General features: G+C 44.2%; 22 protein-coding genes. 19 read left to right on the plus strand and 3 right to left on the minus strand.

The genetic code is table 11. The annotated features are described in order from the left end of the window. Positions 1 to 4 precede the first annotated feature (4 nt). From A4S05_RS24695 to A4S05_RS24715, 5 genes are all read left to right on the plus strand, one after another. Complete coding sequence (locus tag A4S05_RS24695) at positions 5 to 484, plus strand: hypothetical protein (protein ID WP_069072407.1); 480 nt, start codon at positions 5 to 7, stop codon at positions 482 to 484. A gap of 270 nt (positions 485 to 754) precedes the next feature. After that, a complete protein-coding gene (locus A4S05_RS24700; protein ID WP_256091141.1) occupies positions 755 to 1,267 on the plus strand; it encodes a hypothetical protein in 513 nt (170 codons plus the stop codon). 134 nt (positions 1,268 to 1,401) lie between these two features. Next, the gene (locus tag A4S05_RS24705; protein WP_069072408.1) at positions 1,402 to 2,682 is read left to right on the plus strand and encodes an ISAs1 family transposase; all 1,281 of its coding nucleotides are present in this window, start codon (positions 1,402 to 1,404) and stop codon (positions 2,680 to 2,682) included. Further along, positions 2,670 to 3,482, plus strand: a complete 813-nt coding sequence (locus A4S05_RS24710) for a hypothetical protein (protein WP_256091142.1) — start codon at positions 2,670 to 2,672, stop codon at positions 3,480 to 3,482. Before A4S05_RS24705 ends, A4S05_RS24710 begins: the two co-directional genes overlap by 13 nt. A 271-nt stretch (positions 3,483 to 3,753) precedes the next feature. Further along, positions 3,754 to 4,260 (plus strand): hypothetical protein, encoded by a 507-nt coding sequence (locus tag A4S05_RS24715; protein WP_069072409.1) that lies wholly within the window; start codon positions 3,754 to 3,756, stop codon positions 4,258 to 4,260. A gap of 85 nt (positions 4,261 to 4,345) precedes the next feature. On the opposite strand, the gene A4S05_RS24720 is transcribed toward A4S05_RS24715, so the two are convergent. Further along, a complete protein-coding gene (locus A4S05_RS24720) occupies positions 4,346 to 4,798 on the minus strand; it encodes a helix-turn-helix domain-containing protein (RefSeq protein ID WP_069072410.1) in 453 nt (150 codons plus the stop codon). A 522-nt stretch (positions 4,799 to 5,320) separates the two neighbouring features. Here A4S05_RS24720 and A4S05_RS24725 point away from each other — a divergent pair. Together A4S05_RS24725 and A4S05_RS24730 are read left to right on the plus strand one after the other, a co-directional pair. Further along, positions 5,321 to 6,505, plus strand: coding sequence for a ParB N-terminal domain-containing protein (locus tag A4S05_RS24725; protein ID WP_069072411.1), 1,185 nt, complete (start codon positions 5,321 to 5,323; stop codon positions 6,503 to 6,505). Positions 6,506 to 7,066: 561 nt separating this feature from the next. Next, positions 7,067 to 9,295 (plus strand): hypothetical protein, encoded by a 2,229-nt coding sequence (locus A4S05_RS24730; protein WP_069072412.1) that lies wholly within the window; start codon positions 7,067 to 7,069, stop codon positions 9,293 to 9,295. A 47-nt stretch (positions 9,296 to 9,342) separates the two neighbouring features. On the opposite strand, the gene A4S05_RS43600 is transcribed toward A4S05_RS24730, so the two are convergent. Then, the gene (locus tag A4S05_RS43600; RefSeq protein ID WP_256091143.1) at positions 9,343 to 9,468 is read right to left on the minus strand and encodes a hypothetical protein; all 126 of its coding nucleotides are present in this window, start codon (positions 9,466 to 9,468) and stop codon (positions 9,343 to 9,345) included. Positions 9,469 to 10,149: 681 nt separating this feature from the next. On the opposite strand from A4S05_RS43600, the gene A4S05_RS24735 reads away from it, so the two are divergent. Both A4S05_RS24735 and A4S05_RS24740 read left to right on the plus strand, forming a co-directional pair. Beyond that, complete coding sequence (locus A4S05_RS24735; protein WP_069072413.1) at positions 10,150 to 17,220, plus strand: PAS domain S-box protein; 7,071 nt, start codon at positions 10,150 to 10,152, stop codon at positions 17,218 to 17,220. A 12-nt stretch (positions 17,221 to 17,232) separates the two neighbouring features. After that, the gene (locus A4S05_RS24740; protein WP_069072414.1) at positions 17,233 to 17,862 is read left to right on the plus strand and encodes a response regulator; all 630 of its coding nucleotides are present in this window, start codon (positions 17,233 to 17,235) and stop codon (positions 17,860 to 17,862) included. Positions 17,863 to 17,898: 36 nt separating this feature from the next. Here A4S05_RS24740 and A4S05_RS24745 read toward each other — a convergent pair whose 3' ends face one another. After that, a complete protein-coding gene (locus A4S05_RS24745; RefSeq protein WP_069072415.1) occupies positions 17,899 to 18,819 on the minus strand; it encodes an AraC family transcriptional regulator in 921 nt (306 codons plus the stop codon). 201 nt (positions 18,820 to 19,020) lie between these two features. On the opposite strand from A4S05_RS24745, the gene A4S05_RS24750 reads away from it, so the two are divergent. The 10 genes from A4S05_RS24750 (at position 19,021) to A4S05_RS24790 (ending at position 25,956) form a co-directional block, all read left to right on the plus strand. Then, positions 19,021 to 19,926 (plus strand): NmrA family NAD(P)-binding protein, encoded by a 906-nt coding sequence (locus A4S05_RS24750; protein ID WP_256091144.1) that lies wholly within the window; start codon positions 19,021 to 19,023, stop codon positions 19,924 to 19,926. A gap of 25 nt (positions 19,927 to 19,951) precedes the next feature. After that, a complete protein-coding gene (locus A4S05_RS24755) occupies positions 19,952 to 20,590 on the plus strand; it encodes a nuclear transport factor 2 family protein (RefSeq protein WP_069072417.1) in 639 nt (212 codons plus the stop codon). Positions 20,591 to 20,652: 62 nt separating this feature from the next. Beyond that, complete coding sequence (locus tag A4S05_RS24760) at positions 20,653 to 21,387, plus strand: SDR family oxidoreductase (RefSeq protein ID WP_069072418.1); 735 nt, start codon at positions 20,653 to 20,655, stop codon at positions 21,385 to 21,387. Positions 21,388 to 21,639: 252 nt separating this feature from the next. Continuing rightward, the gene (locus A4S05_RS24765; RefSeq protein ID WP_069072419.1) at positions 21,640 to 22,197 is read left to right on the plus strand and encodes a DsbA family protein; all 558 of its coding nucleotides are present in this window, start codon (positions 21,640 to 21,642) and stop codon (positions 22,195 to 22,197) included. A 231-nt stretch (positions 22,198 to 22,428) separates the two neighbouring features. Beyond that, complete coding sequence (locus A4S05_RS43605) at positions 22,429 to 22,617, plus strand: helix-turn-helix transcriptional regulator (protein ID WP_256091146.1); 189 nt, start codon at positions 22,429 to 22,431, stop codon at positions 22,615 to 22,617. A gap of 124 nt (positions 22,618 to 22,741) precedes the next feature. Beyond that, on the plus strand, positions 22,742 to 23,044 hold the full coding sequence (locus A4S05_RS24770; RefSeq protein ID WP_256091147.1) for a hypothetical protein: 303 nt from the start codon (positions 22,742 to 22,744) through the stop codon (positions 23,042 to 23,044). Between the two features lie 310 nt (positions 23,045 to 23,354). Beyond that, positions 23,355 to 24,146 (plus strand): CPBP family intramembrane glutamic endopeptidase, encoded by a 792-nt coding sequence (locus A4S05_RS24775; RefSeq protein WP_069072420.1) that lies wholly within the window; start codon positions 23,355 to 23,357, stop codon positions 24,144 to 24,146. 71 nt (positions 24,147 to 24,217) lie between these two features. After that, entirely contained in the window at positions 24,218 to 24,451 is a 234-nt protein-coding gene (locus A4S05_RS24780; protein WP_069072421.1) for a hypothetical protein, read from the plus strand. Positions 24,452 to 24,616: 165 nt separating this feature from the next. After that, positions 24,617 to 25,198 (plus strand): ester cyclase, encoded by a 582-nt coding sequence (locus A4S05_RS24785; protein ID WP_069072422.1) that lies wholly within the window; start codon positions 24,617 to 24,619, stop codon positions 25,196 to 25,198. A 29-nt stretch (positions 25,199 to 25,227) separates the two neighbouring features. Further along, the gene (locus A4S05_RS24790; protein ID WP_069072423.1) at positions 25,228 to 25,956 is read left to right on the plus strand and encodes an alpha/beta fold hydrolase; all 729 of its coding nucleotides are present in this window, start codon (positions 25,228 to 25,230) and stop codon (positions 25,954 to 25,956) included. Positions 25,957 to 25,988: the final 32 nt, after the last annotated feature.

The following is a 25,988-nucleotide window of genomic DNA, read 5'->3' on the forward strand; positions in this document are numbered from 1 at the left end:
GATAATGTTACGTTATAAAGACTACCGTCAGTTAATCGATCAGGTAAATGCAGGCAAGAATATTAACCTATGGGGCAAGCAAAATATTGGTAAGACTCTTACTGTTAAAAACTGTTTACTCAAGGATATTAACTTAGAGTCTGTTTACCTCAATCTTGAACATCCTTTTAGTGTGGATCATCTATTCAACGTTATTCCTATTAGCTTCAGCTTTTACTACCAGCAGGATTGGCAAAATATCATAAGCAAATTATCTGATGGTTATAATAAACTGCTGGTGATAGATAATTTTGATAGATTACACTTTGTTAGCAATAGTTTTATCGACGACTTATTTCGATTACAACAGTTAGCTCAACTAGAAAATTTTTCTTTACTATTAATATCTCGGATGCCGTTAGAATATTTTCACTTTCCAGGTTTTGCTAACTATTTTGAAAGATTGGAATTAAACGAAACTAATACTTGGACTTTTGGACAGTAGATATATGGCTTTTAGATATCGTTTTTTGGTGATATCCGCTCCGGGTGGAATGTTGGTTTAAGCAATAAAGCAAGTTCGACCCTTGCTATCACCATTGAGGATGAAACTACTGCCGATACTGAAAATTAACTAGTACGAATCTATTAAATAGTTTTGGAATTGTTAATAGAGTAAGGGGTAGGTTAGTAGTGTAGTTCTCAGTAAATCCCAATCCTTGCCGGGGCAAGAGTAATTAAAAACCTTGTAACCTGCATTTTGGAGGGATGAATTATGTTGAAGAAGTTTGCGTTTAATTGCTTGAGAAACATTAATGCTGCTTTTGGAATGGTGTCTTTGACTGCTATTGGTTTGGGCGCTATAGCAACTTTTTCTGGTTTGGGTTTATTGTACTTAGCTAGGGGCGGATTCCCAATTATTGAGAAAGAACGCTCTGAACAAATTGCCTCTACTGGCATTGGTGCTATTGTATTAGGCTTTACCGGAATTATTTTTGCTTCCTTGGGCGGTGGTTTCTTAAGTATTGTTGAAGAATCGGAGGAAACTAATTCGAGTAGAGAAACTGCAAAAATAGCTGAAAAAAAACCACTTGTATTAACAAAATATGAGAGCTTTGAAAAATCTGATTGTCTACCTTCAATTTACACTTACACGGTGATGAATTTCGAGGGACATTCTGATTTAAAGGGCTTAGTTGTTTGCAGATTTGAGGAAGAACCGTATCGGAAATTGGTACTTTACGAAGAATTACGTTCTCACCATATTGACCAGGGTAAGCTCATCTAATTTGGTATAGTATTAACTTGACAAAAGAGACAAGATAACCATAAGCAACCAGATAAAAAATGTACTTGACATCAGAGCAAAATAAGTGAGAAGAATTCAATGCTCTCAAGGAAAAACTCAAGGAATTAAGCTTTATGTCTGTTCGTGCAGCGTCTGGTAGAGAGGGATTTGAAACTAAATTTGGTAAAGCCAAGAAAAGTAATCCTCATCAGCTAAAGCCTAAAGAAGTAGCATCCATTGAAACTATACAACAGAGTTTATTGGAGAATTTTGGAGACATCAAAGATCCAAGAGTAGAGCGAACAAAGAAACATCAACTCACAGATATCTTGGTGATTGCAATTCTGGCAGTTATCGGTGGAGCGCAAGGTTGGGAGGACATCGAGAATTACGGCATCAGCAAGCGAAAATGGTTAGAAGAGTTTTTAGTATTACCAAACGGAATTCCCTCCGATGACACCTTTCGGCGAGTATTTGAGTTTATCAACCCAGAAGAATTAAATCGCTGTTTCTTGAGATGGATAGAAAGCCTAGTGAAAAACATGGGAGGAGAAATAATTCCCATAGATGGAAAGACCATTAGGGGTTCTTACGACCGAAATCAAGGGAAATCAGCATTGCACTTGATTAGTGCCTGGGCAAGTGAACAAAACTTGGTATTGGCACAGATGAAAGTGGAAGATAAGTCAAATGAGATTATAGCAATTCCGGCATTATTAGAGTTCCTAGATATCACAGGCTCTATCATCACCATTGATGCAATGGGGACTCAAACCGAGATTGCCAAAAAGATTATCGACAAAAAAGCAGATTATGTTCTGGCACTCAAAGCAAATCATCCGACTCTCTACCATCAGGTAGAACAATGGTTTGAAACAGCGGCTGCACAGGATTTTCAAGGCATTGATGTCAGTTATGACCACCGGATTGAAAAAGGACATCATCGCACGGAAATTCGCTCCTGTTGGTCTGTTCCGATTTCGGCTCTTGGTGAACTTTACCAACCCAAAATCTGGGCTGGACTGCAAAGTGTTGTCATGGTTGTTCGGGAGCGTCGTCTTTGGAACAAAACCACTCGTGAGGTTCAATTTTATCTTTCTTCTTTACACAGTGATGCTCAACTTTTAGGTCGAGCTATCCGCAAGCATTGGGGGATTGAAAATCAAGCTCATTGGATTCTTGATTGCACTTTTGCTGAGGATTCCTGTCGCATTCGCTCTTTTCATAGTCCCCGGAATTTTGCTCTTTTACGACGCATTGCTCTCAATGCCCTTAATCGTGAACAGACTTACAAACGTAGTCTTCGACAAAAAATGAAACGCACTGGTATGGACAATGATTATATGATTCAAGTTCTCAGTTCTTGTTTCATTGACTCTACATTAGATTCCTCACAGTCCTTATGTCAAGACTAATTGAGATGCTCTTACCCTGCCATATTGACGACTTGACAGTAATCTATGATGAAATTGATCCAGACAAATTAATTGGACAAACTTTTTCCTCATATAAGCCTTTACCTTGTGAAGCTTTAGAGGAGCATTTAAATATACACCGACGCTATGTTAATGCAGTTAATAGCGAAGAATTTACTTCTTGCTATTTGCAAGTGTGTGCTGGGTGTAAGTTACTGCATGGTGCCAATAATATTGTTTGTGGCATTCATTCATACGGATGGTTTGAAGATGGTTGCTGTCCAGATAAGCAATGGGATGAACGTAAGGCGTTGTTTCCATTTGAAGATGATGCTGTTGTCGAAAGCTTAAATAGAGAAATATCGTCCAATCAGGCGAATCTTTGTAAGTTTTACGGCGACCTTATTTTGTGGGATGAATACGCTAATCGTAGGTTTTCTTTTTCTTATTCCGGTATCTTGCTGAAACATTCTGATAGACTGCTTGAGCTTGGTACGGAAGCGAGACTTCTTTCCTACATCCAGTATTTCCGCACTCGAAATGTAGTGGTCTTTGACTACGTAGCATCAGGGCGAGTTTCGGAGTTTACGAAGGAACTTAAGGGCATAGCCAAAATCGAGGTTGATGGTGATGAGATATCTATCTTTTTTGATATATATGCGCCTTGTCACCGCTTTCGCCGTGATGGTGTAGCGCTGCATCCTTACTCAACTTTTGTTCCCCAAGAACTCAAATATAACTATAACTTGGTTAGTTACGTCAACTACCTTAAGAGTAAAAAATTTGGAGTGCTGGGATGAATAAGGAAGTTTCTAAAAGCTGCGGGTGCAAGTCGGAAAAATCGCATTTTTGCTATTTCTGTATCTTGGATTGGTAATTTCTAAAATTCAACAACTGCAAATTTTGGAAAACTTGGTTTGTCTAATTGCTTAAAGGCAATTTACCCTCCTTCCTCCTACTGGTGGATGGGATACGTATAAAAGCTTTCACTCAGTACGGGGGTTTCCCCCCGCTACTGGGTGGCAAGCCGCTACAACGCCGCCCATCAGTAATTCATGGAGGAATCACATTATGTCTGCTTTTGCAATATCACCTTTTGTGCAATCTGTTAACGATGTTTTGTTTCCAATCGAGTTGTTTTTGATTATCTTCCCAATCTTGTACGTGATTTTTATCCCTGGTCAATCAGCATCACTTCAAGTTAGTAATAGCGCTGCGGTGATTTCTGAAGAGTCGCCAGTTTTGGGAACTCAGGGGGATTTGACTGTTGTTGGTGCTGTTTATGATGAGAAAGAATTTTCTGAACCAGAATCTTCGATTATTGAAACTGCACCGCCACTTGTTGAAACTAGGTTTGCGGATGAAGCCAGACAACTTGTGCTAATAGATGTTACGGAAGAGAGGAAGAAGCTTTTGGATTTAGGCGCGCGGAAGCTGCGACAGTTCTGCAAGGAATGCCAAATTCAAGGCTATTCTACCGTCTATAACCGTAAAAAACTCGATGGACTCGTTGATTTTCTGATCGCACAACAAGTGACTTCTGCTCAAGTAGTCGAGTTTGTGGAAATGCTTGCTTAGAGTTTAATGAAAAGCCTCGGTAAAAATTGGGATTTCAAAACTACTTCCTTGAGATAGGATGGTGCTTGCTTGATAATTCCTTCTATTAAGTTTGGGCTTCCAAGATGCGTCCTATACTTCTTGGCGATAATGTCGGTAATCCTCTCCGAGTGGCTTCCTCAGCTACCTGCGTATGGTAATGGTGCTTTGAACGACTGGGTTTCCGGTTCTTGCTCCATTCGCTGATTTCGACGATTTTGCTCGCCTCTGTACTTTTGCACTTCTTAGGTCTACCTACGTTGACACCTAGCACCTCATTAGCTTTTGCGATCGCCGACTCCTGGGTTTCAGACAAGATGGTACTTGATGTCCATCTTTTTTTCCACTTTGCTATTGAGTTTTCGGTTACGCCAATCTCTTGGGCTAAGGCTACATATTTTTTGCCTTCGTTTAGTCCTAGCAGAATTTTCGCTCTTTTGCTAACTTCATCGCTGCTGGTCGCTGCTAGGTGCTCTAGTGCTTGCTTTTCAATAGAATTTAGTATTTGAAGACGAGGCATGTAAAAATTTACCCCTCTTTACTGTACAATTTTGCCAAATGGAACGAAGCCTGATATACTTTTTTTGTAGAGTCCATTTTTCCTAAAGATTCACTCAAAGCCTTGGTGCAAACAGGGCTTTGAGAAAAAAACAAACCCACCTGTTACTAAAACAGGACGGAATTTTGTTTTGTCAATTTAGTTATCTAGAGCCATCATATCATGAGTTTACACAGTTTTACAAATCTTTCTTCGGATAGATGCTTTTTGTCTCAATATCGGTGCCTTAAATATCTCTTCAGTTGTATTGGTTGTCAATGGGTTGAGAATAATAGTTACTGCGGGAGAAAATCTCTCAAAGAGAATCTTCTGGTAGGTAATTTTTGGTATTTACAAGAATTAATTATTTTTTAAAATAATCAATTTTCCCAAGCGATAGAAGCGCTGCAAATGTTGCTGTATAGGCTCTTCCTGCTTTATTTTTGGGATTTTCACTTCTTGAAATTATCTTTTGACTGACAATTTGTGAACCGGAGTATAAATATGTCTGAGGTGCAGAATCCGGCAATCGTATATATTTCGCCTGCGGAGTTGGTTGTTCATCCGAAGCTGATAGAAATATATGGTGAGAATGAGGAACGTCCGGCTTTAGAAAAAAGTATCTCGGAAAAAGGGATTCTTGAATCTTTAAAGGTATCTGCACGTACTGGTGTGAATGTGGTATTGGCAGGTAAGTGTCGCTTGCAGATAGCTCGCAAGCTCTTAATTTCCTCTGTGAAAGTGGAATTTGTTGAGTCTGGTTCGCCTGAAGAAGATTTGAAACTAGTGCTTGACTTTAATCTCCATCGGGAAGGTGGGAAGACTCATTACCAGAAATTTCACGAGGGGCAGTACTGGGAGAGCGTACTTCGTCCCCAAGCAAAAGAAAGACAAAGGGAGAGCGCTCGTCGTTTGAATGAATCGAAGTGTTCAAATTTGAATCATTCGATAAATGAGAGTAAGTCTCAATTAAAGAAGGGTAAACCCGTGATTCGGGAGGTTTCGGAGAATCTAAATATAAGTGTTGGTAGTTATCACAAGGGCAAGAAAGTTTTTGAATTAATTTCTCAATTACGAGAAATGGAAAAATTTAAGGCAGTTGTTGCACTGGAGATGGAGTTTAACCGAAGTATTGATGCAGCATACAAGTTTGTTTGCAATCAAGATATCTGTTACCAGGTAATAGACCTTTTGGAGGCAGATGAGATAGGTAGTATAGGCGATGGTATTGCTTGGATGCGAAATGGCGAGCGCAATCCGTTTCGACGTTTCCAGCTTGACCAAGTATATCAATTCAATAAGAGACTGCGGCCCGAGTTGGAAATTGTGGGACGGGTTATTGGTATAACTAATGAGTTTGTTGTGTTTGGATTGAGGAATTTAGGGAATATGAGCCTAGAAATTGTGAATCTACGTCCGCGACAAATTGATGCAGAGTTGCAAGATGAACCATCTGCATCACAGAGAAAAAGAATATTTCACTTAATGCAAAAGTTTAGTGATGTTTTCCCAGTTCAGGTGTCTTTAACGGAGTTATTGAAACTTCCGAATTTAACTGAGAAAGAGGAGGTTTTGTTGCGGATGTATGAGTCTGACGTATTTGAAAAAACTTGGGAAGATTATAAGACCCAAATGAAAGCAATGGAAGTATCTACAAATAGAAAAAAGGATAAAATTTGTGCTGCATAGGTAGCTGTGGGCTGCTAATTTAGTAGAGAACTTGTCCCACAATTTAACATTATTTACTAGATTAGCATTTCAATACTAATTGCAATACGAGTTCACTATTGTGGGTGCTGAACTCGTATCAAGATATTTGACTGTTTTTTGTTTTTTAACTCGGTGGTGGAGTATGAGTAATTTCATCTTCACCAGTTGTATTAACAAGAGCCAATGTGGGGTGACACTTGTGGGTGTTACTAGCTTTGCATTGTTATCCCAAAACTCTTTTGTCGATTTAATGATAACTTCGCTCGAACTGCCTCATTTAAATAATAACCAAAAAAAAGTTGGGTAGTCGCATTGTTGTTGGTGAAGCGTGTTGGACTAAATCTTAGCCTAAGCCTACGTATGTCTAAGCCTAAACAAGTATAAACCTTTGTTTGCTTTCAACCATGAGACGATTACCAGTCGCCTCCAACAAGCGGATAACCAACCGCTTCATTCAAAATAAAATTTCAAATTTAGGCTAACACATTTTGACCAACAGCGAGACTACCTGATGCACAAAAATCATCAGGACAGTCACTCATGTTCCCAGAAAATTTCGGGGGAGATTTTGATAACAAGCCCCAATTAAGCCTTTCACAGCCTTCAAAAAAGAAAATCAAACCCCACCTACCCGCAGAATCCGTGGGTAAACGCTACGTAGAGCGCTTTTGGCATCCATTTGGGGCGATAGTTGCCCCAAATCAAGCACAAGGTGTAAAACCAGCATGGCGTACCATCGATTATTACCTCCAACCCTCCCAACTGTGGAACCTGCACCAAGACAAGTCAAAACTAGTAGGTCTGCGCTTTAACGACACAACACGTTACGCCACAATCGATTTAGACCTAGAAGGCGACTACCATAACATTGAATCCATAAATCACATCAAAGCGGTGCTAGAGGACATCGGCATAGTCGATATCATCATCCTCCAGTCCAGCTTTAGTGGTGGCTATCACTTGATCCTAACCTTTACTTCCCCCTTACCCACCTTTCCCCTAGCCTGCGCCCTAGAGATTACCTTAAGAAACGCAGGCTTTATCCTCCGCCAAGGACACCTAGAAATCTTCCCCAACACCAAACCATATAGTGCCAAACAAATAACCAACTACAAAGCCATCCGTTGCCCCATGCAACCGGGTAGCGGGTCATTTTTACTCAATGATGACCTACAACCAATTAGTGACTCAGTTTCTATCTTCCTCGATTATTGCGATCGCGCGGCCAGTCGGCAAGATTTAGCCAAACTCAAACGGGTAGCGAACAAAGCCAAAAAACAAATTTCACGGGAGAGATATCGTAAGCAAGAGTCTGCTGATGCTGCCCAGTGGCGTGCCAACTGGGAAGAAATCATCACCACAGGCTGGACAGGAAAAGGACAAACAAACACCCTCTTACAAATCTTCGTAGGCTACGGAATCGTCTTTTTAGACTTAGAGAGTGATAAATTAGTCGAATTTTGCCTCTCCACCGCAATTAACGCCCCCGGCTATAGCCAATATTGCCGACACCAACATGAAATCGAAGCTAGAGTGAGGCATTGGGTAGAATCCACAATTCGCAACAAATGGTACAGCGCTTACATCAGTTATCCCGAAAGGTTGTTGGGTACATTCGCCAACACATTTGCAGAAGCCATAGCAGGGATTAGAAGCATCCATAAACCCAAAGACAATGTAATCTCATTTGACCGTCGCCAGCAGATGAACTGGGAAAGCAGTCAACAAGCCCAACGACGCATCCAGATAGTAGTAAGGGCAATAGAGTGGGATAGAGGCTTACCAGCAGGGGCTACTGAACGAGCGAAAGCGATACGTACTGAGTACAAGCGCCGCTTTCACAAAACTATCTCACAAGAGACACTACAAAAGCACTTGCATTTGTGGCATCCCACGCGCTACATCTTAGATCCGTGGGCAGAAAATAGCTCAAACCCTTATCAATCAGGTAATGACGGGCAATTTAATAGCTTTCAAAACTCATTTGCAAAACAGAGTGCTGAAAACCCTTACCAAAAGCAAAATGACGGTCATTTTTACTATATGAAGGTTTTTTGTAATTGCTTACCTTCTGCTACCGATGCCCCTACAGGGCAGTTGGCAGTCGTAAGTTTTGAAGAAGTTGCTAAGTCTGAAGGAGAATTATTTGTACTACAGGTACAAGATAAGTCTGAAGAAATTAATATTAATTCCGAAGAATTGAATTTATTCCAACCAGAGGATCTGTCTTTAACTTCAGGTGTCAATAATTCTGATAAGTCATTAGGTTTTTCAGATATTATTATACAATTAGTTGAAAATCCTAATGAAACTACTTTAGATAAGGATTTTAAATACCTCTCTACCCCTAGCGCGGCTGAAAATTACAATAATAAAAACTTATTAATCAATTCTGTCAGTATTCTACCTACTGCATCTACACCTGTAATTGTGCTGCCTGAAGCGTCACAAAAAGCCGAAGTTAGCGAGCAAAGTACATCTTCAGGTGATTCAGCAGCAACTTTGGCTTTATCAGAACTGAAGAATCTAACTAAGTTGCGACTCCAAGCAGCATCTTACGCCAAACGTGTAGCTAGAGAGTACTGCCTGATTGCACGATGCTTAATTGGGGGCAAGGAACGGGAAAGACTGGAGCAGACTGCCAAAATGCAATTTTATCTCGATTCAGGTAACAAAACTCTAATTGTAGAAGCTAACGAGTGGGCATTTGCTAATCCTAGCTGCCTACCATTTTCGTTGGAGTTAGCGTTTCAACAAAGTGAGACGTAATGGCATTGAGCCGAGATACGGATACCGTTGGCGAATTCCCCAAACAGCTAAACTGAACCGATTAGTTCAGCAATGAAACGATTGAGAACCTTCTGAGCAGTTTTATACCCAGTAGCTTGCTTACCTAACTTCAGTTGGGACAAAATGCGATGCCTTCGGCGCGGCGTAGCCATCGCGTAAAATTTCAAGTTCTGAAGTCGGTGGCAAACCGACAGGGTTTTTAGCGCTTGTGGTATTAGATATCTGATGTGGCTCACTCTGCCATGTAATACACGGTAAAGCAGCAGTTTTTTTGTTAAGCAATATTTCGCCAACGGTATCAGATACCTGTAAATGCGATTCGTTCTGGAAAAACTCAGTTTTCTGGGGGGATTCCAGACTTGAGTAGAGTAACCATGACGATCAAGTTAAGAGCGCTGTATTTAGTCCTGATGGCGATTTTGTTCTTACCACTAGCGGACACCGAAGTTCGCTTTACCTATGGGAAAAAGAAGGCCGCTTATTAGCCTCACTTCGGGGGGGACGTATCACAAAATTCAGTCCCGATGACACTCAAACCTTACCCGACTATCCCCCATCGACTCAACCATATCACCATAACGGGACAGTGAAGAAGTTGTACGAGGGATAGGGCAAAACTTTGCGCAACTGGTGTTCCGTGCTATGCCAGTTGTAAAATGAGTGCTGTAGAAACGCTCTACATAATTGATACAGCGCTCGTAAGTGAACGCCATTACTCTGCAACTGGCTAGAAATGAACGAAACCAAATAAAACCTCAGAAGATGAAAGATGTAGATAGCTAGATTGCTGTATAGTTTGGATTATGCCAGATTATTCTCTAAAGAGTTGCTCTATGATCGCTCTACCTGGTATTTTTATCCAAAACAAAATATACGAAAGTTCTAATTCTCTAGTGTATCGAGGCATTAGAGAGGATGGAGTAGGGATCATCGTAAAAATGCTAAAGCTTGATTATCCCTCACCTCAAGAACTAACCCGCTACAGACAGGAATATAAAATTACTCGCTCTCTAAATCTGGAAGGAGTTGTCAAGGCATACAGCCAGGAGGACTATCAACGCACCCTGGTGATTATCTTAGAAGATTTTGGAGGAGAGTCCTTAGAGCAATGGATGCATAAGCGTCCAGATATATTCTGCCCGATGCCTTTATCCACTTTTCTTGGTCTTGCGATCGCTAGTTGCGACATTCTGGGCAGAATCCATGTAGCCAATGTCATTCATAAAGATATCAACCCTGGAAACATAGTCTTTAATCTGGATACTGGCGTTGTCAAAATTATTGACTTTGGGATTGCAACCCAATTTAACCGCACGAATCCGACGTTCAAAAGTCCCCATGTGTTAGAAGGCACGCTTGCCTATCTGTCGCCAGAGCAAACTGGGCGGATGAACCGGATGCTCGACTATCGCACCGATTTCTACTCGCTGGGCGTGACCTTCTACGAACTGTTAACTGGACAGCTACCGTTCCCCACTCAAGACATCCTGGAGCTAGTTCATTGTCATATTGCCAAACCGCCGATTCCTGTGCATGAATTGAACGCCACGATTCCCAAACCTATTTCAGGCATAATTTTGAAGTTGATGGCGAAAAATGCGGAGGATCGCTATCAAAGTGCCTGGGGCATCAAAGCGGATCTAGAACGCTGCGCCGGGCAACTGGCAGAAATGGGTCAGATCAACGCCATGTCGTTGGGACTGCAAGATGTTTCAGAACAGTTTTGCATTCCTCAGAAACTGTATGGACGAGAAGCGGAGACTAAAGCATTATTGGCGGCGTTTGACAGAGTGGTTAGAAAAGAAACGTTTGGCGAAATTTGTCAACTAGAGTCAGGCATAGAAAATACTCAATTCAATGTCGAACTCATGCTCGTTGCTGGTTACGCTGGCGTTGGCAAAACAGCATTAGTGCAAGAACTCTATAAACCCATCACAGCAAAGCACGGCTATTTCATATCGGGTAAATTTGACCAATTTAGGCGCAATATTCCCTACAGCGCCATTGTGGATGCCCTGCAAAAGTTGGTGCAGCAACTTCTGGGGGAACCGGATGAGCAAGTGCAACAGTGGCGAGATCGTCTGCTCTCAGCTTTAGGAAGCAATGGGCAAATCATCATTGATGTCATTCCGGAAGTTGAATTAATTATTGGCAAACAACCACCTGTACCTGAAGTTGGAGCAACTGAAGCTCAAAATCGCTTTAATCGAATCTTTCAAAATTTTGTGCGGGTGTTTTGTTCAAAAGAACATCCCCTGGTGATCTTCTTAGACGATTTACAATGGTGCGACTCCGCGACGCTGAAGTTAATCGAGTTAATATTACTCGACGAGCAAACCCAATATCTATTTTTGATTGGAGCCTACCGAGACTCGGAAGTGCATCCAACGCATCCACTAGTATTAACGCTCTTAGAACTACGAAACCAAGGGGCAGTACTTCAGGAGATTACCTTAGCACCCTTAACGCTCGAACCCTTAAGTCAACTGATTGCCGAGACGCTAGGTCGCAATATTGACACCGTTCGTTCTTTAGCCCAATTAGTGTTACGTAAAACCGAAGGCAACCCTTTCTTTGTCGGTGAATTTTTGCGAATGCTGTATAGCGAAAATCTGTTACTCTTTAATGCAAAACAGTTAAGCTGGCAGTGGGATATTGCTAAAATTCAAGCCCAAAATATTACCGATAATGTGGTGGAGTTGCTGCTGATCCAGTTGAAGAAATTGCCAAATGAAACACGGCGAATTCTTCGCTTAGCCGCTTGTGTTGGAGCTGAATTTGATTTAAAAACGTTAGCGATCATTTGTGAGCGCTCGCCTCAAGCGATTTTCCAGGGTTTACTAGCAGCAATACAAGCTGAATTAATTCAACCTTTATCTGAATTAGACGAAAACTTGTTAGTTCAAGACTACAAGTTTTTGCACGATCGCGTGCAGCAAGCGGCTTATGCCCTAATTGATGAGTCGTGCAAACAAGTGGTTCATCTCCAAATCGGTCGCAATTTACTCGAAAAAACTTCACCGGAGCAACGATTCGATCGACTGTTTACTATTGTGGATCATCTCGATCAAGGAACGGAGCTTGTCACTGCTCAACCAGAACGAACTGAAATTGCCAGATTGAATTTAACGGCAGGTCAGAAAGCAAAGGCAGCAACGGCTTATGAAGCAGCTTTTAAGTATTTCACTACAGGGCTTAAACTCCTCAATTCAGAGAGTTGGCTCAGTGAGTATGACCTCACCTTAGCGCTGTACTCAGAAGCAGCAGAAGCAGCATATCTTCATGGTTGCTTTGATGAGATGGAACAGTTGGTAGAAGTGGTACTCGCTCGTGCCAAAACAGCGGTTGACAAAGTGCAGGCTTACGATAGCAGAATTCAAGGATATTTGTCACAGGGCAACCTGAAAGAAGCAGTAGAAACTGGATTGGAAGCGTTAAAGCTCCTGGGAATAGATTTAATAGAAAATCCAAGTCAGGCAGATATTCAAAGGGAATCGGAGTCAACGGCTACACTACTCGCCCAACGAGAAATTAAAGACTTGATTAATTTACCAGAGATGGCTGCACCAGAACCGCTGGCAGTAATGTCAATCCTAGCGAGTATGAGGTCTGCTGCATTTCTAACGTTACCAGCACTGTGGATACTGATTACGTTCAAAACGGTAAATTTATCAATCAACTATGGGAATGCTATCTGGTCATCACTGTTTTATGCTGGCTACGGGTTTGTTCTATGTGGAGTTGTTCAAGACATTGAATTGGGTTATGAGTTCGGCAAATTGGCTCTGGGTTTGGCAGAACGATTGAATACCAGAGGAAATGCTAGAACCTTAATGTTTTCAAATGTCCATATCATGAACTGGAAGGTGCATTTTAGGAACACAATACCCATGCTGGCTGATGCCTATCAAAATGGAGTGGAAACTGGAGACTTTGAAACTGCTGGTTATGCTGCATATTACGTGTGCTATAACTCATTTTTTGCTGGAGAGGAACTTACCCAACTGGAACAAAAAACAGCAGTTTACAGCAAGTCGATTGACCAAATTAGACGAGAAAGTCCCTCGAATTGGCTGGCAATATTGCGACAGACTATTCTTAATTTGCAAGATAGGCCTGAGAATTCCAGCCGCTTAGTTAGTAGGCTACATAATGAAGAACAGGCGTTATCACACGCTATTGCAGTTAAAGATGGAACTGCAATCCAGATACTCTATTTGCACAAAGTCATGTTGTGTTATTTATTTGAAGAACACCATCAAGCTGAACAGACTACTATTTTGGCAAGGCAACATTTTGAAGAGGTGACAGCAATAACGGTTCTACCTATATTCTGTTTCTATCATTCGCTGGCGCTTTTGAGCCTATCGCCTGATACTTCAAACTCTGAAAAAGCAGCTTGGCTGAGTTGTGTTAACACCAACCAAGAAAAAATGCAGAAATGGGCAGAACACGCCCCAATGAATTATCTACATAAATTTTATCTAGTCGAGGCAGAGAAAGCGCGAGTCTTAGGGCAATTTCTTGAGGCTGAGGAGTTTTATGAACGGGCGATCGCAGGTGCTGCTGAAAATGAGTATATCCAGGAAGAAGCATTAGCTTATGAATTAGCGGCTAAACACTATCTAGCGCGAGGCCGAGAGAAAATTGCTCAAACTTATATGAAAGAGGCGCACTATTGCTACGATCGCTGGGGCGCAACCGCTAAAGTTAAAGACTTAGAAAAACGCTATCCACAGTTCTTTTCTCAGTCGTCTAGAGCCGCTTCCACATCAATTCCTACTACTGCTAAAACTATCACTAATCCCTTCCATACCGCTTTCGATTTAGCAGCTGTGATGAAAGCTTCACAGGCGATTTCTCGTGAAATTGAACTGAAGCAACTGCTGCGATCACTGATGCAAACTTTAATTGAGAATGCTGGCGCACAAACCGGATATCTAATTTTAGAAAACTCAGGAGAATGGTCGATTGAAGCGGCTTGTGAACTCAATGCCGATGAGAATGCTTGTGCGACTCAGGTGTTACAGTCTATTCCAATTACCCATCAATTGCCAGAATCAATCATTCAATATGTAATTCGGACTCTAAAGCCTGTCACCTTAAATGATGCGACTCGTGAAGGTGCTTTTATTAATGAGCCATACATTCAACAGAACCAGCCTCAATCAGTTTTCTGTTTGCCGCTGCTGAATCAAGCCAAGCTGGTCGGTGTATTGTATTTAGAAAATCGGTTAGCAGCTGGAGTATTTACACCAGAGCGATCGCAGGTCTTGCAGCTATTATCGACCCAAGCAGCGATCGCCATCGAAAATGCCAACCTTTACTCAGAACTGCGGGCTAAGGAAAGCAAGATCACCCAGTTCCTCGAAGCGATTCCGGTGGGAATTGGGATCGTGGATGCGACGGGTCGCCCTTACTATACCAACCAATGCGGCAATCAACTCACGGGCAAAGAAACTGATACTTCCATAGCACCGGAGCAGATATCAGAGGCTTATCAGCTTTATGTAGCGGGAACGGATCAAATCTATCCAGCGGAGAGCTTGCCTACTGTGCGGGCATTAAGGGGCGAACGTATCAGGACTGAAGATATAGAAATTCGTCGAGATCATGTCTCAATTCTAATTGAGGCACGGGGAACACCGGTTTTTGATCAACAGGGCAATATCATTTATGCGATCACTACTTTTCAGGACATTACAGAGCGCAAACAAGCCGAGAAACTCCTAGCCGACTACAACTGCACTTTAGAGCAACAGGTCGCAGAACGAACTGCTGCGTTACGACAAAGTGAAGCCAATTACCGTAACCTGATCCAAACTGCGAATTCAGTCATCATTCGCTATGATCCGCAAGGACGGATTCGATATATCAACGATTATGGGGTAAAACTCCTAGGTTATGAAGAACATGAGATTTTAGGGCGAACCTTATTTGAAACCATCATTCCAGAAGCCGAACTCTCTGGACGCGATGTGAGACCTATAGTCCACGATTTACTTCGTAATCCTCAATCGTACCCGCAAGGCGAAGGTGAAAATCTGTGTCGAGACGGACGGCGAGTTTGGATGGCCTGGTCGAATCAAGCCATCTTCAATGACCAGGGAGATGTCGTTGAAATCTTATCGGTTGGCAATGACACTACCCAACGTAGACAAGCAGAAGAGGCACTACAACGCAGTGAGGCCAAGTTCCGAACTATCTTTGAAAACTCGCAGGTTGGCATCTACCGCACCCGCCTTTGTGATGGATTAATTCTCGACGCCAATCAACGCTTTGCCAATCTGTTTGGCTTTGATTCACCAGAGGAGATGATTAGGCTTGAACACACCACAGGCTATTACGCAAATCAGTGCGATCACCAACAAGCTATTGAATTGCTGAAGCGTGATGGTGAACTGCAAAACTTTGAAGTGCAACTGCAAAAACGAGATGGTACACCGTTTTGGGGACTTTTCTCTTCTTATCTGAATGCAGCCGATGACTACATCGAAGGGGTGATTGCAGATATTAGCGATCGCAAACAAGCAGAAGTCGCTCTACAAACGAGTGAAGAACGACTGCGCTTAGCATTAACCGCTTCAAATCAGGGACTCTACGATATGAATCTCAAAACTGAAGAAATCGTGGTTAACCCAGAATACGCTTTAATGCTGGGCTACGATCCAGCAACATTTCACGAGACCAAATCTAGGTGGGTTGAGAGTTTGCATCCTGATGACAGAGAATCAATGTTTGCAGTTTACAATGGTTTTATGACTGGAGAAGTCCCCAACTATCAAGCAGAGTATCGCCTGCGTACCCGGGATGGTCAGTGGAAATGGATTCTTTCTGTCGGCAAAATTGTTTCCTGGAATAAATCCGGTGAACCCATCCGAGCGTTGGGAGTTTATACGGATATCAACGATCGCAAACAGGCAGAAGCCGCGCTGCAAGCCTCTGAAGCAGAACTGCGGGCGCTCTTTTCAGCCATTCCCGATCCGCTGTGTATCTTCAATGCCCAAGGGCAATTAGTCTGTGCGATCAAAGGAAAGCTGCCCTATGAAGACGAGTATATGGAGGAGTATACTGACAAAACACTGCATCAACTCTATGCTAAAGAACAAGCCGATGAATTCCTGGGTTACATTCAGCAGGTGCTGAGAACCCAACAAGTCCTCACCGTTGAATACAGCGAGTGGATCGCTGGACGAGAAATCTGGTTTTCGGCTCGCATTGCCCCGATTCAGCACGAACAGGTGATTTGGTTAGCGCGAGATATTACGCTGCAAAAGCAAGCAGAAGCCGCGTCGATTCTGGAAGAACGTAACCGCATGGCGCGTGAAATTCACGACACACTCGCTCAGGCGTTTACAGGCATACTGGCTCAGGTGGGAGCGGCAAAACAGGTGCTAACGGATGATGTAGAAGCAACTGGGGCACACCTAGACCTGATCAAAGAATTGGCACGAACTGGACTGACTGAAGCGCGGCGATCGGTAGTAGCGCTCCGTCCTCAGCTTTTGGAGTCGGGCAGTTTACAGAGTGCTTTACATCGTCTCGTTGCTCAAATCAGAACTGCCGCAATGGATGTCACTCTATATTATGGGATTGAGGGTGCAGTGTATTCTCTACCCACTGAAGTCGAGAATAACCTACTACGGATTGGGCAGGAAGCATTAACCAATGCGATTAGACACGCCAATGCTGACGAAATTCGAGTGGAGCTAGTCTACGATCGCGATCGATTCTGCTTGCGCGTGAAAGACAATGGACAGGGCTTTGGAGTTGGGAGTATTTCAGCCTCTGAGGGTTTTGGCTTACTAGGCATGAGCGAACGGGCAGAGCGCATCGGCGCACAACTAACGATTAGGAGTCAACCTGGACAAGGAACAGAAATTATTGTCACCGTCAACCCTTGAGTGAGCATTACAATGAGCCAAGCCACGACCATTCGGGTTCTGATTGCGGACGATCACGCCATTTTTCGGCAAGGATTAGCCACGATTATTAACCGTGACCCAGATATGCAGGTGATTGCCCAAGCCGAAAATGGTGAACAGGCGATCGCCGCCTTTCGGGAACACCAACCAGATGTAACGCTAATGGATCTGCGAATGCCTGAAGTGGAAGGAGTTGCCGCCATTGGTGCAATTTGTGCGATCGTTAAATCTGCTCGGATTATTGTACTGACCACGTATGATAGTGACGAAGATATTTACCGGGGATTGCAGGCAGGCGCAAAAGGATACCTGTTGAAAGAAACTGAACCGGACGAGCTTCTGAATGCCATTCGTACCGTTCATCGTGGTCAGAAGTACATTCCGCCAGATGTGGGAGCAAAGTTGGTACAGCGCCTCAGCAATCCAGAATTGAGTGAAAGAGAACTAGAAGTACTCCGCTCACTGGCGCAGGGAATGAGTAATGCCGAGATTGCGGCGTCTTTGAGCATCGGTGAAGGCACGGTTAAATCTCATGTTAATCGGATTTTGAATAAGCTAGATGTCAGCGATCGCACTCAAGCTGTGATTGTTGCCGTTAAGCGCGGCATTGTCAGTTTATAGGGTTGCTGTAGTCAATGGATAACTAGCAGTCTTCGTTCAAGCTGTCCGTAACCGTTCAATGTCTCGAATGGGCGGCGCACCGAACAAGCGCGAATATTCCCGACTGAACTGTGAGGGACTTTCATATCCCACCTGGTAGGCAGTAGAGGTCGCATCGAAATCCTCAGCGAGCATCAGACGACGCGCTTCTAACAGTCTTAACTGCTTCTGATACTGAAGCGGACTCATCGAAGTGACTTGCTTGAAGTGCTGATGGAACGACGAAGTAGACATCCCGATCTGACTCGCTAAATCCTCGATCCGCATCGGCTGGGTAAAATCAGATTTGATTTGTTGAATCGCTAAGGCAATTCGCTGCATATTACTGCCGGATGTGGCAATTTGACGCACGGCTTCCCCTTGTTCACCGATCAGCAGATGGTAATAGAGTTCACGAATCATTAACGATGCCAGCATGGAGATGTGTTGCGGAGTGTCTAAGAGCTTGACGAGGCGAAGGGCACACTCCATCAACGCTGGATCGACGTTGCTAACCGATATACCTCGAATAGAGTTTTCTGGCTTTGCCGAACTGGAACCCATTTGGGCAACCATCTCACACAATTGCATCAAGTCTAAGTTCAGCTTCAGCCCTAAATACGGCTTGTCAGGTGTCGCCTCAGTCACAAAGCCACTCAGCGGTAAATCAACGGAAACGACGAGATACTGCATTGCACCATACTGATACGTCTCCTGACCCAGAAATGCTTTTTTCTGACCTTGAACGACGATCGCCAGGATGGGTTCATACACGCTATGAGGTGCGGTAGATACTGTATCTGAGCGCGCAAAGTCTAATTGCTCGATCGCCGTGGGTTGGATAATGTTGCCGCTGGATTTGGTATGCCGCACGATCCGTGTGGCGATTTCTTGGCGGTAATCCGCGATTATGTCAGGGCGAGAGATTACGACTGTCATAGCAGAGACTCGACTAACTCAATACCTTACAGTTGACATTATAGAATATCTGCAAACGATCGCTCTGGAGAATTAGGCAATCATCGGATAGGTTTGGGCATTTCAAGAACAGCTTTTCCAACCTATGCTGAACTTAGACTAATAGACAAGATGAGGATCAGGCAATGATGCAAGAAGGCAAAAATCGCCTGAGTGACCGGAATGATTAATGAGCAGGAGAACCTTATGTATGTAGTTTTTGGAGCGACGGGACAGACAGGTTCAGCAGTGGCTAACGCTTTGCTTGAGAGAAATTTTCCAGTGCGCGTTGTCTTGCGCTCTGATAAAGCTGCCAGTACATGGCGAGAGAAAGGTGCAGACGTAGCGGTTGCCGAAGTCACTGATGTCGAAGCGATGACCGCCGCGATGCGTGAAGCGGATGCCGTCTATGTGATGAACCCACCTGCTTACAACGTCAGCGATATGTTTGCGCTGGCAGAACAGATCGGCGAGTGTTATGTTGAAGCCCTTACAAACGCTGATGCACGGAAGGTCGTGTTACTGTCTTCGGTTGGTTCACAGCACGCTTCCGGTACGGGCAACATTTTGACGACCCATATTTTAGAGCGCATGTTGGGCAACTTGGCAGTTCCCGTCACAGTTCTGCGAGCGGCATCGTTTATGGAGAATTGGGGGAGTGCCGCCGCGATCGCTGCCGAACAAGGGGTACTGCCCAGTTTTTTTGCTCCACTCGATCGTCGGCTGCCCATGGTTTCGACCGAAGACATCGGGCGCACTGCGGCTGAAGCCATGATTGAAGACTGGAAAGGTCAGCGCATCATCGAACTGCATGGTCCGATCGACTACTCACCAAACGATGTCGCTGCTGCTTTTGCCGCTGTGCTTAACCGTAATGTACAGGCAATTGCTGTTCCCGAAAGCGACTGGCAAGCAACGATTTCCAGCTTTGGCTTTTCACCTGAAGCCGTCAACAGCTACAGCGAGATGATGCGCGGTTTCAACTCTGGTCATATCGTCTTTGAAAGTAGCCCAGAGATAGAAACGCGCACCGGACAAACTGCAATAGAAGCTGCTGTTGATAGATTGACTGGAAGCAAATCCAAGTAAAAATTAGCTTGAGGAGATTGAAATAGTGCGTTATTTAAGTCAAATTTTCACGGGAGCAGGACTGATTGGGCTGTTGGCTATTCCGGTGATGATGCAAGCTCGCGCGAAGGCAGAGATTCAATCGAATGTGACTGCGTTTGGGTCAAGTGATTACCCGACAGTATTGAATCAACAGTCCTTCCTGGTTCAGCCTTCAGCGATCGCAGACTTGTCCCAAGCAACTCCGTCTAATCCAGCAGATGCACAAGCAACTCAGATGATCGAGCAACGCAACAAAGCAACTGTCCAGCAGTCTTTCGCCCAATGGCGCAACGGAACTGGCAGTGCCTTTGATCTGCTTGCCCCGGATGTAACCTGGACAATTACTGGAACGGGTGCAACTGCGGGTACATATCGCAGCCGACAAGCATTACTCGATCAAGTCGTCAGCCCGACCAGTGCCCGATTATCAGCCCGGATCGTCCCGACTGTACGCGGCATCTGGGTGGACGGCGATATGGTGATCGTGCTATGGGACGGGGAGGCGACCGCCAGAGACGGCAGACCGTATCGGAATACCTACACTTGGTATTTCCGCATGAAAGACGACCAAGTAATCGAAGCGATCGCCTTTCTAGATATGAACAAATTTACAGAATTGTGGACAAGGGTTTCACCTTCATGACCGAGGTATGGAAATCAATATTTAGTTCACAGCACTGAACACGAACAGAAAGGAAAACAACGATGTTAAACATTGAGAACAAAGTCATTGCGATCGCTGGAGCCAGTAGCGGGATTGGCGAAGCCACAGCTAAGTTACTCGCTCGAAACGGTGCAAAGGTGCTTTTGGGCGCACGGCGCACCGAAAAGCTCGAAAAGATTGTTGAGGAGATCCACGCCTCAGGCGGTACAGCAGAATTCAAAGCAGTAGATGTTACTGATCGAGAAGATGTGAAAGCGTTCATTGGGTTTGCAAAAGACAAGTTTGATCGCGTCGATGTCATCTTTAACAATGCAGGCGTGATGCCTCTGTCCCCGATGAATGCTTTGAAAGTCGAGGAATGGGACAATACGATCGACGTGAATATCAACGGGGTGTTGAATGGCATTGCAGCAGCTTTGCCGATTATGGAAGCGCAAGGTAGCGGACAAATCATCAATACCGCGTCGATTGGTGCCCATGTGGTAGTACCCACTAGCGCAGTTTACAGCGCAACCAAGTACGCAGTTTGGGCAATCTCCGAGGGACTGCGGCAAGAGTCAAAAACGATTCGCGTCACCATCATCTCTCCTGGCGTGGTTGAGACCGAACTCGGCTCTGATATTACGGACGAGCCAGCAAAAGGCTTCTTGAAAGAACTCCGCAAAGATGCACTCAACCCGGACACGATCGCCAGAGCTGTCCTGTATGCCGTGTCTCAGCCGGATGATGTCGATGTCAACGAAGTGATTGTGCGCCCGATCCGCCAGATGATGTAGGCAACGGCTCTCGATCACGTCAGACGGATAGGATTGACCGTGCAATTAAGTTTTGAATCTAACTTGAGTTATAACCAATCTTCTATTTCGGGATAGAGCGGTTGTTCTACCGATTTATACTGTAAAAGTTTTAACTCGTTATAGACGACAACTTAAAGTCGATTGCCTATATTGAATTTATGTCAATCGTAATGGAGTAATTGGTTGAGCAACTTAATTGCAAGGTTCCATGTTTGATACCGATGTAGAAAGATGAGCGACGATCGTAGCCACAGTTCGTTACTTGTACCACCGTCAACCCAAGATTGGATGCAAGGTGTGCTGAGTGCCAAGGTCGTGCTGGTGATGTATGGAGACTATCAATGCTCTAGAAGTGCGGACGTTTACAAGCTGATTAAAGCGATCAAACGAGAGCTTAGTGCTTCTTTGGGAGAGGATTATTTATGCTTTATCTTCCGTCATTTTCCGCAAATACAGATTCATCCTCATGCTCAACGGGCAGCCCAAGCCGCTGAATCCGCCGCTGTTCAAGGACAGTTTTGGTCAATGCACGATACTTTATTTGCTCATCAACAAAAGTTGGAGAATGGTTATCTTGTCGAGTACGCTAATGATTTAGGGCTTGATATTCCTCAGTTTCTCAAAGAGTTGTCTAAACAAGTGCATATTGATCGTATCAATAAAGATATTGAAAGTGGATGCAAGAGTGGAGTAACGGCTGCTCCAGCCCTATTTATCAATAACATTCGATATACCGGACGCTGGAAAATGACAGAGTTGATGACAGCCATGATTGCTGCAAGTCACTAAGCTCTATTCATATCTGACTTGTTTGTTAGTGCTAGTAAGTGATCGAGTGCGCGATCGCTAGTTTTTGCCTGTTTTGTTGAATAAATTGCCAAGTTTGAATCATGCTAACAACGCCAACGCCAACCCTTGAATTCAAACACAGAGGTTTGACATGCACCCAATTGCAGCAAGTACTCAACTATATTCAGACTCACCGTCGATCGAGAATTGTCGTTAATTGAACTTGCAGAAGTGATCAACATTAGCCCGACTTATTTTGCAAGTTTGTTCAAACAAGCGAGCGAGGTTTCTCCACACCAGTACATAATTCAACAGCGGGTGGAACGATCAAAATTTATGCTGTCGAAAACAGATTTAGCAATAACCTCGATGGCGGGTATACGGCGAACTGATCAAAACTCACAAGTTTGCTACCTGTGAGCGGAATGTAGAGCAATGTGCGCCTGGGACATGACTATCACTCGACTAAAGCGCTCTCAAAGCCTGATCAATCCAATTACACCTTCAAACTAATCTCATGAAAAAGATAATTTTGCTAGCACTGGTGGGTACGGGATTCATAGTAAATATGCCCTTTACAGCACAGGCACTAGATTCAGAAAAAATTGGTCATAACCTTGACCGAGAGCCGAATATGTCAATCGCTCAGTACGATCGCGATCGTCGCGATCGATATCGTGATAACCAGCATCGTGACTACCAGTATGGTGACGACCGGCGCAATCGGCCATTTGTGGTTTATTACCGCAGCCGTGACAATCGGAAATGGATTTATGAGAGTATCCAAATCGTCGCGATGCCCGACGTGCTGCCAACCGACTGGAGCGGCGTGGTTATCGAACCCTAATTTTAGGATAGAGCCGTTGCAAACTATGAGTTGCCAACACCTAAATCCCACTTGCGGGCTGCCAACCGACTGGAGCAACGTAGTTATCTAACCTACGTTCAAGTGACAGCAAGCCAGTAGGGGGGGCAATGCCCACAAAACCTTACTGTGAAGGGTTTTACAAAATGGTCGGCAATGCTCACCCTACTACTTAGATTTTAGGAGAAATAGGAATGATACTTCAGAATAAGGTGGCGTTAGTCACCAGTTGTTATTCTCTATCTTGGCATTGTGTCTACCCAGTATTCTGATGTCTCTAGAGATTAAATCAATGGCAGTTTTGAAACAATTTGGGATTCTATTTGTGTTGGGCATTGCGGGAATTGCGGGAATTTCGATTACGTCGGTTCCATTAGTTGAGCAACAGTTGGCGAAACTGTCTCCAGAAATACTGGCAAAAGTTCCGCCACTGTGGGTTTTAATACTGCTGCAAGCACTACAGCTTACAGTTCTACTGGCAATCAGCATTCTGATCGGAATTGGCTGTGCCTACCGCGTTGGATTACGCTCACATTTGATTGACTACTGGGTACTTCATACCCCTAAGATTCCATTTTCTGTCATTGAGATGAAATGGAGCTTGGGTGTGGGTGCAGCGACGACGATCATTCTCCTGTTGCTCGATCGGTTCATGAAACCTGCTCTACCTGAAGCGCTACAGGCATCCAATAACACAGAACCGAATTGGCTGAGTTTGCTTACAGCAATGCTTTATGGCGGCATCACTGAGGAAATTCTGATGCGCTGGGGGTTAATGTCGCTGCTTGTTTGGATCGCGTGGAAAGGGCTAAAACAAGGCGTTACGTTGCCAAGTCAAGGGATTTACCAGGGTGCGATCGTTCTAGCCGCGTTGGTATTTGGACTACTACACCTGCCAGCGACTGCCGCGATCGTTCCCCTCACTCCGCTTGTGATTATCCGAGCGATATTACTCAATGGGATTGCTGGTATTGCTTTTGGTTGGCTCTTTTGGCAATACTCGCTTGAGGCTGCGATGTTATCCCATGTCAGCGTTCATGCCTTTTCCTTTGCTCTTAGCCTAATGCTTGCAAGATTTGTCTAAGCTTTTTTCTAAAGCGATTTCATGATTATTTCAAGAGAGAACAACCGGACTTAGATTTCAGGAGAAATAGAATGATACTTCAGGATAAAGTGGCGTTAGTCACTGGTGGCACATCGGGAATCGGCAGAGCAACCGCGTTAGCGTACCCCTACGGGGAAGCAAGCTACGCGCAGCGTTCCGTTGGCGCAGCCTCTCGTAGAGAAGGAAAGCTTAACGTTCGCGTAGCGTCTCGCAGAGAAGTTATCGCCTTCGGTGCTGCTGGAGCAAAGGTAGTATTCTCAGGCAGACGCGACGCAGAAGGTTAAAAAACCGCCAAACTGATTCGTGAAACAGGCGCTGAATGCTTATACGTCCATTGAAACAAGTTCACTAACATCACAAGAATCTGACAAATCATTTTAAGAATCTGAAAGCAGTCAAGCATTGGAACTCAAGACACTTTAGATAGATAGAACCAGGAGTATTTAATCATGCTCAAAGAGCAAACTGTAGACGAACAAGCAAATTTACAAGCAACTACCAATTTGACACCAGCCCAGGAGTATTTGCAAGCACTTTGGGAAGAGCATTTACAGTACGAGTTTGGCACTCACAGTACTGAAGATGCCGTCGCTACGATGGTTGAAGATGCTTATGTTAACCACATCCCGGTAATGACTGGGGGAGTCGGGAAACCAGCACTGCGCGAGTTTTATTCCAAATACCTCATTCCACAGATGCCGCCGGACACGGAGTTGACCCTAATCTCGCGCACGATCGGGACAGATCAACTCGTGGATGAAATGGTGGCTAAGTTCACTCATACTGTTTGGATGGAATGGATATTACCCGGCGTTGCTCCCACCGGAAAACGGGTGGAAGTGCCAGTAGTAGCGATCGTCCAGTTCCGTGACGGCAAACTAGCCCACGAACACATTTACTGGGATCAGGCAAGTGTATTGGTTCAAGTCGGCTTGCTCGACCCGGGTACACTTCCCGTCGTGGGCGTTGACAGTGCGCGTAAGGCGATCGATCCCAACTTACCTTCAAACACACTAATCGATCGCACTTAGCGATCGCGACTAAATGTAGGAGTCATCCAATGTCAACTTTTGTCTTAGTTCACGGCTCATGGCATGACGGTTCTGCTTGGGAACCTGTCATCAAACATTTAGAAGCTAAAGGGCATCAAGCGTTTGCTCCCACGATCGCAGGTCATGGCAAAGGCGCGAATAAGAATGTTAACCATGCTCAATGTACACAATCGATCGTCGATTACATTGTTGACAAAGACTTAACCGATATCGTCCTACTCGGACATAGTTTCGGTGGCACGATTATTGCGAAAGTTGCCGAAGCAATTCATGAGCGCATTCGACGGCTCATCTTCTTAGATGCTTTTGTCCTCAATGATGGTGAAAGCCTCAGAGATATACTCCCACCGGACTATCAAACGTTAAACGACCAACTAGCGAGAACATCGGACGACAATACGCTGATGCTACCTTTTGAGATTTGGCGAGAAACGTTTCTCAACGACACTGACCTCGACCTGGCTAAATCTAGTTACGCACAATTATCGCCCGAACCGTATCAACCGTTAATTGACAAGTTGGACTTGAAGCAGTTTTACTCGTTGCCCATTCCTAAAAGTTACCTCTACTGTACAGAAGATAATGTCCTCCCTCAAAGCGAACAGTGGGGTTGGCATCCGAGAATGTCTAACCGCTTGGGGATATTTCGGCTTGTACAAATGCCCGGTAGTCACGAGGTGATATTTTCTAATCCGATCGGTTTAGCAGAAAAAATTATCGTGGCAGGACGCGATTAGCCGCAGGATTTGCAACTGTGTTTATTGATTGA

The organism is Nostoc sp. KVJ20 (genome assembly GCF_001712795.1).
Classification (GTDB): domain Bacteria; phylum Cyanobacteriota; class Cyanobacteriia; order Cyanobacteriales; family Nostocaceae; genus Nostoc.